Raw genomic sequence first — 15,969 nt, forward strand, 5'->3', positions numbered from 1 at the left:
ATGCCTGCGGCGGGCGTACTGTGTTGCCATGGACGTCAGAAACGGAATCTTCCTGCCGCCGGAGGGCATAACTGTGACCGGGGCCGGGACGCTGCCGGCAGCCTTTGATGTCTCGGGGTTTGCTGTTGCAGCCATGGGGGAAGCCGCCACAGCCATAGCCCGGCTGGCCCGGCATCATGGCGGCGCCCGTGCCGACATTTCCATCGACAGGGACCTGGCCTCCCTGTGGTTTGGGCTTTCCTTCACGCCCGTCGGCTGGGAGCTGCCGCCGATCTGGGATGCCATCGCCGGGGACTACCAGTGCGCCGATGGCTGGATCCGTCTGCACACCAACGCCCCGCACCACCGCGCCGCCGCCGTGAAAGTCTTGGGGCTGGGGGCCGACGCCAACCGCGCAACCGTTGCGGCCGTCGTCGAGCATTGGAACGGGCAGGAGCTGGAGGACGCCGTGGTTGCTGCCCAGGGCTGTGCTGCGGTGATGCGCTCGCCGGAGCAGTGGCGGGACCATGCGCAGGGGCGTGCCGTGGCTGGCGAACCCTTGATTGCGTGGGGTTCTGCGCGAGCTTACGACGCCGGAACCTCCGCCCGCGTCCGGCTCGCCAGTGCCGGGCGGCCGCTGGCAGGGGTGCGGGTGCTGGATTTGACGCGGGTCATTGCCGGTCCGGTGGCAACGCGGTTCCTGGCCATGTACGGGGCGCAGGTGCTGAGAATCGACCCGCCCGACTGGGAAGAGCCGGTGCTGGAAGCGGAGATGACGCTGGGCAAGCACTGCGCCCGGCTCGATCTGAAGTCTCCCGAGGGATTCGCCAGGCTGCACGAGCTGCTGGCCGGGGCGGACATCCTCATCCACGGCTACCGCCCCGACGCGCTGGAGAACTTGGGGTTCTCGGACGAAGAATTGGCCCTTCGGTATCCGCAGCTGGTCAACATAGCCCTGGACGCTTACGGCTGGAGCGGGCCCTGGGCCAATCGCCGGGGCTTTGATTCGCTCGTGCAGATGAGCTGCGGCATCGCCTCCTCGGGGATGACTGAATTTGGCGCTAGCAAGCCGTTTCCGCTGCCCGTTCAGGCGCTGGATCATGCCACCGGCTACCTGTGTGCGGCGGCGGCCGTCGACGCCTGGCGGGAGAGCCTGGGCGGCTCCGTGCGCACTGCGCGGCTGTCTCTGGCCAGAACCGCCGTGGAACTGGTGCTGACCCGGCCGTCGGATCCCGCTGCGCCGGCGCCTGTTCTTGGTACTTTTACGCAGATTCCTGAGGAAACGCGGTGGGGTCCTGGCCTGCGTTTGCCCGCTGCCATCCGGATTTCAGGGCTTGAGCCGTTCACCGATGTGCCGGCCCGGGGGTTCGGCTGGGCGCTGCCCGCCTGGCCATAGTGCCGGATTCCGGACCGGCTGGATTCGGTACCTCCTGAATTCCTGGATACCCGGAATCCAAACTGCAGCTGATGCGGGTGCCGCCGGCGTCCCCGAATCCAAACTGCAGCTGATGCGGGTGCCAGACCCGGGGACCCGCATCAGCTGCAGTTTCAATGTGGGCAGCGGTCCGGATCAGCCGCGCCATCCGTGCTGCCGCAGTGCGCGTTTGAACATGTCGACCACATGGGCGTCGCCGCGGCGCATATCCGCCTTGTACACCTTGACCTGCAGCCATCCACGGGCAGCTGTCCGTTCATCACGGGTGCTATCAAAGAGCTGCTTTTCCGGGGTCTTGTGCACCTCGCCTTCGTATTCACCGCTGGTTTTGAATTCCTCGCAGGCAAGGTCTGGCGATACTTCCGGACTGCCCGCAATGGCGTAGTTGGTGGTGAATTCGGGCAGCCCTGCACGCTGCAACATTAAGCGCAACCGGGTTTCCGGCGGGGAGTCCACACCAACCCGCATCAGCTCCACGGCAGTCCTGGCGGCTTGGAGGCCCCGGATGCTGCGTTTGCCGGCGATATAGGAAGCCAGCGTTTCTGCCGGGACCACAGGGAACTTGGGTGGTTCAAAATAGCGGTCATGCTCACAGACCAGGAAGTCCGCCACGGCCACCAGATCATTCAGGCCCAACAGGGTGCCCAGATCCAGAAACGTTCGTGCGGGCGTGGTGACCGGCACGCCGTCGATCATCATGATCTCCTCGGGCTCCAACGCGTTGTTGTGGCCGATCACGTTCCGCCGCCGCGCCTGCGCCGAGTGTGCTGGCCGGGTGAGATGAATGGTCCGGATTTCATCGTCGAACCACGGCAGCGGCATGCCGTGCAGTTGAGCCGCCGTGACATGGGAGATGCAGCCCGACCCGCACAATGCCGTATAGGGGCGCACCCGGTCAAGCAACTGTTGCATTTTGCCGCGAGGCACCCGGATCTGCCGGCTGGGGATGGACAGGTCTTGTGCCCGCAACCGGCTGCGCGTGGCGCCGGCGGCCAAGCCCTCACTGAACGTGAAGGAGCGCCGAGGGAGGCTTCCTGGGAGCTGGGGTCGGGCGACCATGCATAAAGTCTGACCCAAATTCCCGAACCGTGTGGGAAGTTATCCACAGGGCAGCGGCGGGGTCTGCTCGTGAGGGAAATCGAAACAGCAGCTAATGCGGGTGCCGCCGCTTTCCCGGAATCGAAACTACAGCTGATGCGGGTGCGCAGGCCCGAGACCCGCATCAGCTGCTGTTTGGAATTGAGGCAGGGCAGGGAATACCGGAAATTTCCGCCCCGGTAGCGGAATGCGCAAGAATTGGAACGCGGGGGCCGCTGACCCTCGTGCCGTTCGCCAGGAGTAGGAATAAGAAACGCATGAACTTGTTGGTCCGTCCCATCACCGAAGCCGATTACGACGCCGTAGCCCGGGTCACTGCCGACGCCTACCTGGGTGCCGGATACTTTGCCAGCGCGGACAATCCGTACATGCGCCACATTCTGCGGGTCCGGGAGCGGGCAGCCGTGGCGCCCATGATTGTTGCTGAGCGCGACGGTGAGGTCATTGGCTCGGCCACCCTGGCAGTTTACGGCGATGAATGGGCTGACATCGCCCTGGAAGACGAGCTGGAGTTCCGTTTGCTGGTGGTGGATCCGGCAGTGCAGCGCAGCGGCGCCGGCAGGGCCATGGTGGAGCATATCCTGGCGCAGGCACGTGCCGCAGAAGGCATCGCGGCCGTCAGCCTGACCACCGGCGATGACTGGCACAGCGCCCATGCGCTCTACCAAAATCTTGGCTTCAGCCGTGCCCCCGAACGCGACTGGCCCATCCCGGAAAACGGCAAAATGCTGCGCGTTTACCGCATGGAACTCTAGGGGCCCGCGGCGGCCCCGCATCGCAGGCAACCGTCCGAACCGTCGAAAAGCGCAATGAACTCTGCAGGGGGGATGTCCTGCCCTTATAGTGGTGGCTCCACTATCCGGGCGCAAGGCCCCACGACACTAAAGGACATCCACGTGCGCAAAATCTACGGTTCCGGCTCCAGCTGGGAAAAGACCCTTGGCTACTCCCGCGCCGTGCAGGTCAATGACACCCTGTACATCTCCGCCACCTCGGCTGCGGGCCCCGACGGGACGGTTGTTGGCGAGGGGTTCTACGACCAGAGCGCATACATCCTGACCAAGCTCGACGCCGTGCTGGCGGAGGCGGGATTCTCCTTTGCCGACGTGGTGCAGACCAAGATCTACCTGACGGACATCAGCGCTTGGGAAGAGGCCGGCCGGGCCCACGGTGAGGTCTTTGGCGAGATTCGCCCCACCATGGCCCTGGTCCACGTGCTGCCGTTCCTTGACGCCGCCATGAAGGTCGAAATCGAACTCGTCGCCCAGCGCTGACGGGCCCACCATCGGGCGCGGGCCGGGCGCTTATTTGGCCAGGGTCCGCGCCAGCGCCCGGTAGTCCTTGGGCCCCATGTCCGGGAGATACGCCTTGCCAATGGCCACGCCAATGGCCGGGAGTTTGAGTGGGTCGGCAAAGGCCATGTGCATGGTTTGGTATTCGGGATTGAACTTGCTCTTGAACTTGAACAGCGAATGAAAGCCGTAGGCCGGTTCCAGGGTGTTGGCGAGAGTATCCAGGAGCAGCGTCATCGCGGTGGATTCGGCGGGCGTTTGGCCGTCAGTCAGCGGTTTGGTGGCCAGTGGCGCCCCGGACAGCGAGAGGACTTCCACGCCGTCGTCCTTCATGCGGAACGCTGCCGCCGCGATGACAAACTCCATGATGCCGGGAATGGCGTTCTCGCCCCGGCGCATGAAGTCCAGCGTGTAGCCCACTGCCTTGCCGTCGCGGTAGCTGGGCAGCCAGCTGGTGATGGCCTGCAAACTGCCGTCATTGCCAATGGCCAGCAGCAGTTTTACTTCGGGATCCTTGAGCTCGTCCATCCCGCCCAGCGTGAAGCCCATTTCGGGCAGTTCCTTCTCCGAGACCCACTGTTCGCTGATGGTGTTGATGCGGGTGGCCATCAACGGCGGCAGCTCTGCCCATGAGCACCAGAGGGTGGTGACACCTTCCCGGGTGCCGCGGTTGCTGGCCGAACGGACTTTTTGCCAGTGCTTGCCGGCCAGGTCAAAGGTGGGCGGGTGCATGAGCGTCTCCTCGCCCACGGGCATGGTGGACCAGTTCAGGGCCGCGAAGGTGGGCAGGGTGCGCCCGTGAACGCTGTAGAACACCGGAACCCAACTGTTCGCATCGCAGAAGGCAACGAATTCGCGGATGGTGGGGTCAACCCGGTGATCCAGGGCGACGGGGTCCGAGAGAATGATGGCGATGCCGTTGATCACGCGGTAGGCGACGCCGGATTCGCCGTCGTTGCTGAACCAATAAACGTTGCCCTTCCACGTGCCCATGAAGCTCAGGGTGCCGCCACCGCCGCGGCGCAGCAGCTCCCGGAAACGTTGTTCGTCATCGACGGAGCGCTCGGTCTCGGTGGCCCGCAGCAGCTTGATGCTGGCCAGCACAAACACGATCCAAAACACCGGGCCCACCCACTGGAACAGGAACAGCACCAACGGGGCAGTGGGTTCGGCGACAGTGCCCAGCATGGGTTGCAAGCCCCCGGGCATGAAGCGCTGCACGGTGGAAGCCAGAACGGCACCTGGGGCAACACCGCCGGGGATGGCCACGGCGGCTACCAGGTACGCCAGTGCCAGCACCACGAAGCTGCCTGCCACGGTGACGGTGAACCATCGAACGCTGCGCCGGGGTGCGCGAATCTGGAATTGGCGCCGGGTGATCACCAGCAGCACGATCAAGGCCAGGGGCAGCAACAGGGCCGCCATCAGGTCCGCCAGAAGCTCACTGACCGCCAAGAGGTCGCCAGGTGTTGCGTCGGTGGAGTCCAGCGTCAGGTTCAGATCATCCGCGGACGGGGCTGTGAAGGGCAGCACGGAAATGGCTGCGTTGCTGGCAATGGCCAGGATGAGCGCAAAGCGGCGGCCGCGGCGCAATCCACCAGCCGCCACCAGCAGCAGGACCAGTGGCGACAACGCCAGCAGTACCTGGCCCAAGCCCTGACTGCCAGCGACGCTGGTGCCGAAGAACAAACTCACAAATGACAACGGACCGGACCCGCCTGGAGGCAGCAGCGCGGCGAGAGGCCCCAGGGCAGAGATGGCGACGACGGCCGCCACCAGGGACCGGGTCTCCGCGTGGGAACTGCGACGGAAGCCCAGGAAGAACGGGCCCGGGCGCAGGATGGCGCCCAGGAGCAGACCAAGCAGCCCGGCCGTGAGGCGGTAGAAATTGTTTTGGTCGCCGCTGTATAGAACAAACATGAGCACCGTGGCAAACGTGAACAGGCGTATGCGCCGCCGCCACAGCGTGGGGGCAAACGCGCTCGCCGTGACCAGGGCGCCCACAATGCCAATGGTGGGGTCGCCGGTGAAAATCTCCTGCGTGTATTGCGCCCAGAGTTCCCCGACGCTGGCACCGAGCCACTGCAAGCCAATGCCCACAGCGATGCCCAGGGCACCCGTCAGCACGAAGGCCAGGGCCGTGCGGCGGCTGCCGATGAGACGCTCGGCTGCTGCCAGCGCGGTCAGGGAGAGCAGCACCACCACGGCGAGTTGGGCCGGGTTCTCGGCAACAAAGAGCGCAGTCAGCGGCGTCCACCACAGTCCCTCACCGATGGTGTTTGAAACTCCGGCGGCCCACCACGGAGCATCCTGCCCGGAGGTTGGAAATTTCCACAGGGTGCCTGCCATGGCTGCCGTGAGCAGGGTGATTGCCGCGAGCGCCATGCTGATGGGGGACCTGCGCAGGTAGCGCCCCAGGGCGAGCCGCAGCGCGGATGGTGGTGGGGGGATGGTGTCCGGGACGGGTTTTCCTGCGGCGGACGGCTCAGTCACGGGACCTCCAAGGGGGACTTTTGCATCACACTACGTGTCAACAGGGCCCCAGTCCAGAGCGGGAGGTATTGCCATGGGCCTTGACATGCGGGGTGGTTTTCGCCAGACCCGGTCTAAGATGACCACATGAATCCCACGCGGTCAGCGGACCCCGGCTTGATCAAGAAGTCATGGCGCAGCAAGTGGCCAACCCGGCGCAGCTCCGCCAACGCCATGGTGGACAACGTTGTTTTCGTCTTCAGCGGTGTTGCTGCCCTGTGGCTGGCATGGCTGGTGCTTCAGGAAGGTTTCGCCTGGGGCTGGTATCTGGCGCTGTTCTTTGTCCTCTTCTGGGTGGTGCTCGCCTATCTGGTGTTGCCCCGGCTGCACAGGATCCTCACCTCCATCTACGTCCCGGACTATTTCATTGGCCGGGCCCGGACCAGTGATGGTTTGCTGGGGGACCCCATCAACGTGGCAGTGGTGGGAAGCGAAGCCCAGATCCATGAGGCCATGACACATGCTGGCTGGATCCGCGCCGATGAGATCACCTTGGCCTCCAGCCGCCGCATCATCACTTCCACGCTTTTCAAGCGCAGCTACGACGAGGCACCCGTGAGCCCCCTGCTGCTGTTTGGCCGGCAACAGGACTTGGCTTACCAGCAGGAAGTTGCCGGCAATCCCGCCAAGCGCCACCATGTGCGTTTCTGGCGTTGCCCCGAAGGATGGATGCTGCCGGGCGGGCACCAGGCAGACTGGCTGGCTGCCGGCACCTTTGACAGGGCCGTGGGTTTCTCCCTGTTCACCTTGCAGATCACCCACAAGATCGACGCCGACACTGACACCGAACGCGATCACATAGTGGCGACGCTGGCCAACAGCAATGCCGACATCGGTGTTCGGGTCATTGACGACTTCTCCACCGGTTACCACTCCCGCAACGGGGGAGGCGACACCATTGTCACGGATGGGAACCTGCCCGTAGTGGATGTTGACAAGGTGGTTGTTCCGGCCGATGGGAACGCACTGGGCCCGGACCTTGAAGCCCGCAGGGCAGCCAGGGCAGCGCGCCGCCCGGTTTCCACGGCCCTGGGCGTGCTCCTGATGCTGATTCGGGTGGTGGTGGGTGCTGTTTCAGTGGCCATACTGTTGGGTGACCGTGCGGAGATCCTGGATGTTTCGGCCGCCAGTGTAAGCGCCGACGAGACTGCGGCCCTGGATATTTTTCTGCTGGTGATCGCGGCACTGGCTGCCCTGGGCATTGCCCTCTACCTGGTGCTGGCCTACCTGGTCTTCAGGGGGAGCAACTGGGCAAGGATTGCCGCCATGGCGTTCAGTGCGCTGCTGGTAGTGGTTTCGGCGCTCGATTTCATCGACGGCGAGTCCATCACCTTGAGCACCAACATCTTTGGGCTGCCACTGGACATTTTGGTCCTTCTGGCGCTGTCCGCGCGCAATTCCAGGCTGTGGGCGCGGAGATAGGCATCTCATGGCAGGCGGGTTTTATCCTGCGCTGTGACCGATAAGCTAGGAGTAAGACAACTTTTGCTATTAAACAGGGGAGATCCATGGCTGCGATCAACCGTGACGACGTGGCGCATTTGGCGCAACTGGCTCACATCGAGATGAGTGACGACGAACTGGACCGCATGGCCACTGAACTGGCAGTGATTGTGGATTCGGTCAAGAGCGTCAGTGAGGCTGCCGGCGACGACGTTCCCGCCACCTCGCACCCGATTCCGCTGACCAACGTCATGCGTGAAGACGTGGTGGGTCACGTGCTGACTGTGGACGAGGCCCTCTCGGGTGCCCCGGATTCCGCCGACGGCCGTTTCAAGGTGCCCGCAATTTTGGAGGAAAGCTAAACCATGACTGCCAACGAACTGATTCGTTCCAGCGCGGCCGAAATGGCCGCAAAACTGGCCGCCGGCGAGATCACCTCCGTCGAGCTGGTCCAGGCACACCTTGACCGGATTGCCGCCGTCGACCATGGAGAACGCGGCGTCAACGCGTTCCTGTACGTGAACACCGAGGAGGCGCTCGCAGTAGCTGCCGACGTCGATGCCCGCCGCGCCGCCGGTGAGGAGCTCCACGAGCTGGCCGGCGTGCCGATCGCCATCAAGGACCTGATCGTCACCAAGGGCCAGCCCACCACGGCGGGTTCGAAGATCCTTGAGGGCTGGATGAGCCCCTACGACGCCACAGTCATCAAGAAGATCCGCGCCGCGCGCATGCCGATGCTGGGCAAGACCAACCTGGACGAATTCGCGATGGGATCCTCCACGGAGCACTCCGCCTACGGCCCCACCCGCAACCCCTGGGACCTGGACCGGATCCCCGGCGGCTCCGGTGGTGGCTCCGCTGCAGCCGTCGCCGCCTTCGAGGCTCCGCTTGCCTTGGGCACCGACACCGGTGGCTCCATCCGCCAGCCCGGCGCCGTCACCGGCACCGTTGGTGTGAAGCCCACCTACGGCGCAGTGTCCCGCTACGGCGCCATCGCCATGGCCTCCTCGCTGGACCAGATCGGCCCCGTCAGCCGCACCGTCCTGGACTCCGCCTTGTTGCAGGAAGTCATTGGCGGGCACGACCCCCAGGACTCCACCTCGCTGACCGACGCCTCCACAGGCCTTGCCGCCGCCGCCCGCCTGGGCAATGTGAAGGGCATGAAGATCGGCATCATCAAGGAGCTGCACGGCGAGGGTTACCAGACCGGCGTCGAAAACCGCTTCAACGAATCCCTGGAGCTGCTGCGCGGCGCCGGGGCCGAAATTGTTGAGGTCTCCTGCCCCAACTTCGGCTACGCACTGGGCGCCTACTACCTGATCATGCCCAGCGAGGCTTCCTCCAACCTGGCCAAGTTCGACGGCGTCCGCTTCGGTGCGCGCACCCTGCCCACTGAGGGCCCGCTCACCATTGAGCGCGTCATGGGCGCCACCCGCGCCGCCGGTTTCGGCGATGAGGTCAAGCGCCGCATCATCCTGGGCACCTACGCCCTCTCCGCCGGCTACTACGACGCCTACTACGGCTCGGCCCAGAAGGTGCGCACCCTGATCCAGCGTGACTTCGCCGCCGCGTTCGAGCAGGTTGACGTGCTGATCTCCCCGACGTCCCCCGTCACGGCCTTCAAGCTGGGCGAGAAGCTCGATGATCCGCTGGCCATGTACCTCAACGACGTCGCCACCATCCCGGCGAACATGGCCGGCGTCCCCGGCCTGACCCTGCCCGGCGGCCTGGCCGATGAAGACGGTCTGCCCGTGGGCATCCAGCTGCTGGCACCCGCCCGCGAAGACGCCCGCCTGTACCGTGTTGGTGCCGTCCTGGAATCCTTGTTGGAAGCCCAGTGGGGCGGCCCCATCCTGGACCAGGCGCCCGCACTTGCCAGCACCGCAGCCGAGGAGGCTAACTAATGCATGTTGACACCATTTTGAGCTTCGATGAAGCCATGGAAAAGTACGACCCCGTTCTGGGTTTTGAGGTTCACGTTGAATTGAACACCAAGACCAAGATGTTCTCTTCGGCACCGAACGCCTTTGGCGACGCCCCCAACACCAACGTCAACGAAGTGTGCCTGGGCCTGCCCGGCGTGCTGCCGGTGGTGAACAAGAAGGCCGTTGAGTCCTCGATCCTGATCGGTCTGGCGCTGAACTGCAAGATCGCCCCGCACAGCACCTTTGCGCGCAAGCAGTACTTCTACCCGGACACCCCGAAGAACTTCCAGACCTCCCAGTACGATGACCCCATCTGCTACGACGGCTGGATCGACATCGAACTCGAAGACGGCACAGTTTTCCACGTTGAGATTGAGCGCGCCCACATGGAAGAGGACGCCGGAAAGCTGACCCACATGGGTGGCTCCACGGGCCGCATCCAGGGAGCCGACTTCTCGTTGGTGGACTACAACCGTTCGGGTGTTCCGCTGGTGGAAATTGTCACCAAGACCATTGAAGGCGCCGGTTCCCGCGCACCCGAGCTGGCCAAAGCCTATGTTGCAGCCATCAGGGAAATCGTCAAGAACCTGGGCGTTTCAGAGGCCAAGATGGAGCACGGCAACGTCCGTTGCGACGCCAACGTCTCCCTGCGCCCGCACGGCCGGGAAAAGTTCGGCACCCGCACCGAGACCAAGAACGTGAACTCGCTGCGCGCCGTCGAGAACGCCGTGAAGTTTGAGATCCAGCGCCATGCTGCGGTTTTGGATTCCGGTGTGGCCATCACACAGGAAACCCGCCACTGGCACGAGGACACCAAGTCCACCACCTCGGGGCGCCCCAAGTCCGACGCCGACGACTACCGTTACTTCCCGGAACCGGACCTGGTGCCCATTGTCACCACGCCCGAGTGGGTTGAGGAACTGCGCTCACGCCTGCCCGAGCCGCCCGCCGAGCGCCGCAAGCGCCTGCAGGCCGACTGGGGCTACACGGACCTGGAATTCCGCGACGTGGTCAACGCCGGCCTCATGGACGAAATCGAAGAGACGGTCGCTGCCGGTGCCTCGGCTGCCGCAGCCCGCAAGTGGTGGATGGGCGAGATCGCCCGCCGCGCCAAGCTGGCCGATGTGGACCCCGCAGCGTTGGGCGTCAGCCCCGCCGTGGTGGTTGAAATTGAGAAGCTCATTGCCTCCGGCGCCATCAACGACAAGCTGGCCCGCAAGGTGCTCGACGGCGTCCTCGAGGGTGAAGGGACGCCCGCCGAGGTTGTGGCCAAGCGCGGGCTGGCTGTTGTCTCCGACGACGGCGCCCTGCAGACTGCCATCGATGAAGCCCTGGCAGCCCAGCCCGACGTTGCGGAGAAGATCCGCGGCGGCAAGGTGCAGGCTGTTGGTGCCATTGTTGGCGGCGTCATGAAGGTGACCCGCGGACAGGCCGACGCCGGCCGCGTGCGCGAACTGATCCTCAAGACGCTCGGCGTCGAAGGGTAACGCCCTCCCAACGCTCGCAAGCTCGCGGCTGGGCCCTCGGGCGCGTGGGCCCAGCCCTGCCGCGTCTCTCGGCGCCCCGTTCCGCTTGTGGCGCCCCGTTAACCGGGTGCCAGAAGCGGAACGGGGCGCCGACTCGCTTCACGAAACGGCCCCCGCGCCCGTCCCCGCTTTCGCGCCCCTTCCAACAGGCGCGAAAAGCGGGGACGGGCGCATTTTTCATTGGGCCCGGCGGTTGGGCTCTGCCCCAAGTGTCAATGTGAGTAATTATGAACTGTAATAACGCTTTGCAGTCATGAAAATTCAGACAAGGATTGGGGGACACCCCTCAATCAGCTTGGAGCTACTCCCATGCCCACTCCGGCGCTTGCCACGTCCGCCCCGTCCAACCTCGCCACCCCGCCGCGTCTGCATCCCGAACTGGAATGCGGCGTGGGGGAGTGGGACAAACTCCTCTACGGGAACCATCGGATTGTGGTGTCCGTGGCGGATCTGCTCCAGGGTGGCCGCGCCGCCACCGTCACCCTGCCGTGGCGCCGCCACGATGCCACTCCGGCCGACGTTGACGTCATTGTGGTCTCCGCGGCCACGGGCTTACGGGTGCGCAATGTGGTGGCCGGGGAACGGAACCGGGCCCATGGCACGTTCACCTTTGAGCCAGTCGACGGTGCCGGCAGCTACTACTTTTACTATCTGCCGTATGCCATGGCCGGCCACGCCCACTACCCGCAGGCCCAGTACCTTCCCGCCCGTCCGACGGCGGACCCGGCCTGGGTGGCAGCTGTTTCCCCGAGCGTGTTCTCGGCTGAGCAGGGTTTGAGCGGCAGTCACGCCCCGGCCGCCGTGGCGCTCCGCTACGAGGCAGCGAGCGAGTGGGACACCTTTGCCCCCATGAACTTTACGGCCACGGATGCCGAATTGGCGGCCCTGCACGCCAGTCACGACGGCGCGGCTTTCATGCTCTTTGCCCAGGACCGCCGCCACCCCATCTCCATGAAGGGCGCCATAGCGGCACACTGGGCCATCACGGGCCCGGCAGCCGTGGCCGGGGCAGCAGCCAAGGAGCTCGCGCTCCAGGCCGAGCCGGGGGAGGAATTCATCATCGCGTTGGGGCTCCATGCCTGCGCCGAACTGGCAGGGGTCACGGTGACCATTGCCGCCCAGACCGGCGGCACCCCCATTCCTGCACGCTGCATCAACACCGCCGGGATTGACCGCCTGGGCCGGCCCTTCAGCAAGACGTTGGCTGTGGCCGACGGTTCCGTCCAGGCGCTGTTTGTGGTGGTCCCCGTTCCTGCAAATGCCGCCGGATCCACCGTGGAGGCCGTCATCACGGTGACGAGTTCCGCAGGCACCGCAGAACTGCCCGTGTGCCTTGAGGTGGCGGAGGTAGCCGAACCGGACATTGCCGCCGGCGGCTTTGGCGACCCCCGCGAACTACGGCGCCTGGCCTGGCTGGATTCCACCCTGGCCCAGAACGACGAACTCGTGGCGCCGTTCACCGCCGTCAGCCTCGATGAATCCAGCCGCACGCTGAGCATCCTGGGCCGCACGGTTGAGCTCGCCCCCAACGGGCTTCCGGCGCAGCTGTACTCCACCTTCACCTCTGCCGTGACGGCCATTGACGGACCTGCCCGTTCGCTCCTGCTCGAACCACTGGCCTTACTGCCGGAGTTGGTCCAAGGCCCAGTGGTTTGGGATTTCTCGCCGCTCGCGTTCACCACCCACGGCCCGGCCAGGGTGGGATGGGAGTGCTCCTGGACCAGTCGCGACACGCCCTTGTGCGTCACGGTGGAAGGCCAATTGGAGGCCGACGGCGCCGCCGAGTTTGCCGTCCGCCTCACCGTCCCGCACGGGGCTGAGACCGTTGGGCTGGGAAACGTTGCACTCACGATGACCCTGGACCCCGAATCCGTGCCCTACGCCATGGGGCTCGGTGTACCCGGCGGCACCCGCCCGGAAAGCATCGACTGGAGCTGGGAGGTGGCCACCAGGAACCAGGACTCCCTGTGGCTCGGGGACAGCAACATCGGCGTGCAGCTGGCCCTGCGGGACGACAACTACGAGCGCCCGCTCAACACCAACTTTTACCGCGAGAAGCCACTACGCGCCCCGGACTCGTGGGCCAATCCAGGGGTGGATCCCACGGTTGCGGGCGTCACGCTCAGGGAGGCCGGCAGCGCGAACGGAAGCGCCGCCGTCGTGCTGCAAGCATTTAGTGGCGGACGGACCTTGGAAGCGGGGGAGAGTCTGAACTATGGCTTCCGTCTGCTCCTGACCCCGTTCAAGCCGATCGATCCGGCCCGCCAGCTGCGCAACCGGTACTTCCATGGCCAAGGTAGTGTGGCGGACATTGCGGCGACCGGTGCCAGCGTCATCAACATTCACCACGCCACGGCCCTGGCGCCCTTCATCAACGACCCGCTGCTGCACGCCGACGCGCTGGCTGCGTACACGGCGCAGGCGCATGCGGCCGGGCTCAAGGTCAAGGTCTACGACACGGTACGCGAGCTGACGGGGCACAGCCCGGACTTGCTGCCCATGCTGTCGCTGGGGCAGGAAATCTTCAGCGACGGACCCGGCAAGGGGCACATCTGGCCGCAGGAGCACGCCGGCGCCAACTACGTCTCGGCCTGGTACGCGCCCACCGTGGATGACATTGCCGTGGTGACGGCGGGGGAGTCGCGCCTGCAAAACTGGTACATCCGAGGGCTCGACGAGCTGGCGCGCAGGACCGGCCTGGACGGCATCTACCTGGACGACATCGCCTACGACCGCCAGGCCATGAAACGGGTGCGCAAGGTGCTGGCCGCCCGCTGCGCAGACCCGGAAATCGACATCCATTCGGCCAACCAATTCAACGACAAGGACGGCTTCGCCTCCTCCGCCAACATGTACATGGAACAGCTGCCGTACACGGACCGGCTGTGGCTGGGCGAGTACTTTGACTACGACAACACCGACCCCGCGTACTGGCTGGTGGAGGTCTCCGGCATCCCGTTTGGCCTCATGGGCGAGATGCTGGAGGGTGGCGGAAACCCGTGGCGCGGGTTGGTGTTTGGCATGACAGGCCGGGCCCCGCGCGTGGACAACCGGGCACTGTGGGAACTGTGGGCTGAGCATGGCCTGGCGGAGGCGCCCATGGTGGGGCACTGGGCTGTTGATGTGCCCGTGCGCACCAGTCACCCCGAGGTGCTGGCCACGTCCTGGATCACGCCGTCCGGATTGGTGACAGCCCTGGCCAGCTGGGCGCCGGAAACGGTTTCGGTGACGCTGGAATTTGGTCCCGGGTTTGCGCACCTGGCTTCTGCATCTGTGGTTGCGCCGGCGGTTGCAGGCTTCCAGGAGGCCGCGGTGTTTGCGCCCGGGGCTGCCATCACGGTGGAACCGCGTCGGGGAGTTGTGCTGGTGATCGGCGGGGCAGCTTGACGTCACGGAACCCGAGGCCGCCCGCCACTCCCGGGTAGTGCTGGCACGCCTGACGCACGGCCGAAGCGCGGAGCGGGGCACATGGAAAATGACGATTGGTGATCTTTTCTAGGAATTTCCAGCAAAATCTTGCAACTTTGCCAAAGACAGTTTATCTTTGTTAAACGGTTAACAAACTGTGGCGCGCATCACAACCTGGGGGTGTGGTGGTGTTCCTGACTGTGCGCAGACCGAAAACACCGACTTACTGAACGAGGAGATTCCATGAGCCAGACCACACGTCAGGCGCTGTCGGGGCGGGAGACCGGCGGCGACGCCACGCCCACCCCCGCCGCCGCCGCGAGAGGCGGCAGGGGAAACAAGCGCAGTAAGAATGCCGCGCAAAAGTCCGGTGTGGTGGCCAAGGTGCCGTTCAGGATCCGCTGGGCCCGGGACAAGCAGATGATCCTGATGATGATTCCCGGGGTGTTGTTTCTGGCCCTGTTCTTTTACATCCCCATCCTTGGCAACGTCATCGCGTTCCAGGACTACCAGCCGTTCTTGGGCATCACCGGCAGCGACTGGGTTGGTTGGCAGAATTTCGTGGACCTGTACTTCAACCCGGACTTCTGGGTGGCGCTGCGAAACACCGTTGTCCTGGCCGTCTGGCAGCTGGTGCTCTTCTTCCCGGTGCCCCTGGGCCTGGCCCTGATTGTGGACTCCTTGATCAGCACCAAGCTCCGCCGCTGGTTCCAGTCGCTGGTTTACCTGCCGCACTTCCTGTCCTGGGTGCTGGTAATCGCGTTGTTCCAGCAAGTGCTTGGCGGCGCCGGGCTGGTCAACAACACCCTGCGTGACCTTGGTCTGGACACCATCCCGTTCATGACCAACCCGGACACGTTCCCGCTACTGGCCACCATCCAGCTTGTCTGGAAGGACGCCGGCTGGGCCATGATCATCTTCCTGGCATCGCTGGCAGCCATCGACGGTTCACTGTACGAGGCCGCCGCGGCAGACGGTGCCGGACGCTGGCGCCGCATGTGGCACATCACCTTGCCCGGCCTGCGTTCCATCATCGTGTTGCTGCTGATCTTGCGCATTGGTGACATTCTCAGCGTTGGATTTGAACAATTCCTGCTGCAGCACGACGCCGTTGGTGCTGGTGCGGCAGAGGTGCTGGACACCTTCACCTACTTTGCTGGCGTGGTTGGCGGTGGCTGGAGCATTGGTGCCGCGGCCGGCCTGGCCAAGGGCGTGGTGGGTGCCCTGCTGATTTACGCGGCCAACAAGGTGGCTCACAAGCTGGGCGAACCCGGAATCTTTCAGAAGAAGGTCGGCTAGTTGGGGCCCGCCCCGACTAGCCGAAAAAGGAG

11 protein-coding genes are annotated in these 15,969 nt (G+C 64.8%); 9 read left to right on the forward strand and 2 right to left on the reverse strand.

Annotated elements, in window-relative coordinates; genetic code table 11:
- The first annotated feature begins 28 nt into the window (after nucleotides 1-28).
- Nucleotides 29-1,375: a CoA transferase gene (locus CVS27_RS03755; protein WP_103464390.1), complete on the forward strand. Its 1,347-nt coding sequence runs from the start codon at nucleotides 29-31 to the stop codon at nucleotides 1,373-1,375.
- Nucleotides 1,376-1,549: 174 nt separating this feature from the next.
- Here CVS27_RS03755 and CVS27_RS21205 read toward each other — a convergent pair whose 3' ends face one another.
- Complete coding sequence (locus CVS27_RS21205; protein WP_243400035.1) at nucleotides 1,550-2,473, reverse strand: hypothetical protein; 924 nt, start codon at nucleotides 2,471-2,473, stop codon at nucleotides 1,550-1,552.
- 296 nt (nucleotides 2,474-2,769) lie between these two features.
- Between CVS27_RS21205 and CVS27_RS03765 the strand changes: the two genes are divergently transcribed.
- Together CVS27_RS03765 and CVS27_RS03770 are read left to right on the forward strand one after the other, a co-directional pair.
- On the forward strand, nucleotides 2,770-3,267 hold the full coding sequence (locus CVS27_RS03765) for a GNAT family N-acetyltransferase (RefSeq protein ID WP_103464391.1): 498 nt from the start codon (nucleotides 2,770-2,772) through the stop codon (nucleotides 3,265-3,267).
- 141 nt (nucleotides 3,268-3,408) lie between these two features.
- On the forward strand, nucleotides 3,409-3,786 hold the full coding sequence (locus tag CVS27_RS03770; protein ID WP_103464392.1) for a RidA family protein: 378 nt from the start codon (nucleotides 3,409-3,411) through the stop codon (nucleotides 3,784-3,786).
- A 30-nt stretch (nucleotides 3,787-3,816) separates the two neighbouring features.
- Here CVS27_RS03770 and CVS27_RS03775 read toward each other — a convergent pair whose 3' ends face one another.
- Complete coding sequence (locus tag CVS27_RS03775; protein WP_243400036.1) at nucleotides 3,817-6,297, reverse strand: bifunctional lysylphosphatidylglycerol flippase/synthetase MprF; 2,481 nt, start codon at nucleotides 6,295-6,297, stop codon at nucleotides 3,817-3,819.
- Between the two features lie 126 nt (nucleotides 6,298-6,423).
- On the opposite strand from CVS27_RS03775, the gene CVS27_RS03780 reads away from it, so the two are divergent.
- The 6 genes from CVS27_RS03780 to CVS27_RS03805 all read left to right on the forward strand — a co-directional run bounded on the left by CVS27_RS03780 (nucleotide 6,424) and on the right by CVS27_RS03805 (nucleotide 15,937).
- Nucleotides 6,424-7,758, forward strand: a complete 1,335-nt coding sequence (locus CVS27_RS03780; RefSeq protein ID WP_103464393.1) for an LssY C-terminal domain-containing protein — start codon at nucleotides 6,424-6,426, stop codon at nucleotides 7,756-7,758.
- Between the two features lie 86 nt (nucleotides 7,759-7,844).
- Nucleotides 7,845-8,141, forward strand: a complete 297-nt coding sequence (gene gatC, locus CVS27_RS03785; RefSeq protein ID WP_103464394.1) for an Asp-tRNA(Asn)/Glu-tRNA(Gln) amidotransferase subunit GatC — start codon at nucleotides 7,845-7,847, stop codon at nucleotides 8,139-8,141.
- Nucleotides 8,142-8,144: 3 nt separating this feature from the next.
- A complete protein-coding gene (gatA, locus tag CVS27_RS03790; RefSeq protein WP_103464395.1) occupies nucleotides 8,145-9,683 on the forward strand; it encodes an Asp-tRNA(Asn)/Glu-tRNA(Gln) amidotransferase subunit GatA in 1,539 nt (512 codons plus the stop codon).
- A complete protein-coding gene (gene gatB / locus CVS27_RS03795) occupies nucleotides 9,683-11,191 on the forward strand; it encodes an Asp-tRNA(Asn)/Glu-tRNA(Gln) amidotransferase subunit GatB (protein WP_103464396.1) in 1,509 nt (502 codons plus the stop codon). The genes gatA and gatB overlap by 1 nt, the downstream gene beginning before the upstream one ends.
- A gap of 348 nt (nucleotides 11,192-11,539) precedes the next feature.
- Nucleotides 11,540-14,617, forward strand: coding sequence for a glycoside hydrolase domain-containing protein (locus CVS27_RS03800; protein ID WP_103464397.1), 3,078 nt, complete (start codon nucleotides 11,540-11,542; stop codon nucleotides 14,615-14,617).
- Between the two features lie 441 nt (nucleotides 14,618-15,058).
- Complete coding sequence (locus CVS27_RS03805) at nucleotides 15,059-15,937, forward strand: ABC transporter permease (protein WP_243400048.1); 879 nt, start codon at nucleotides 15,059-15,061, stop codon at nucleotides 15,935-15,937.
- The last annotated feature ends 32 nt before the right edge of the window (nucleotides 15,938-15,969 follow it).

The sequence above is a fragment of the Arthrobacter glacialis genome (genome assembly GCF_002909445.1).
Lineage (GTDB): Bacteria > Actinomycetota > Actinomycetes > Actinomycetales > Micrococcaceae > Specibacter > Specibacter glacialis.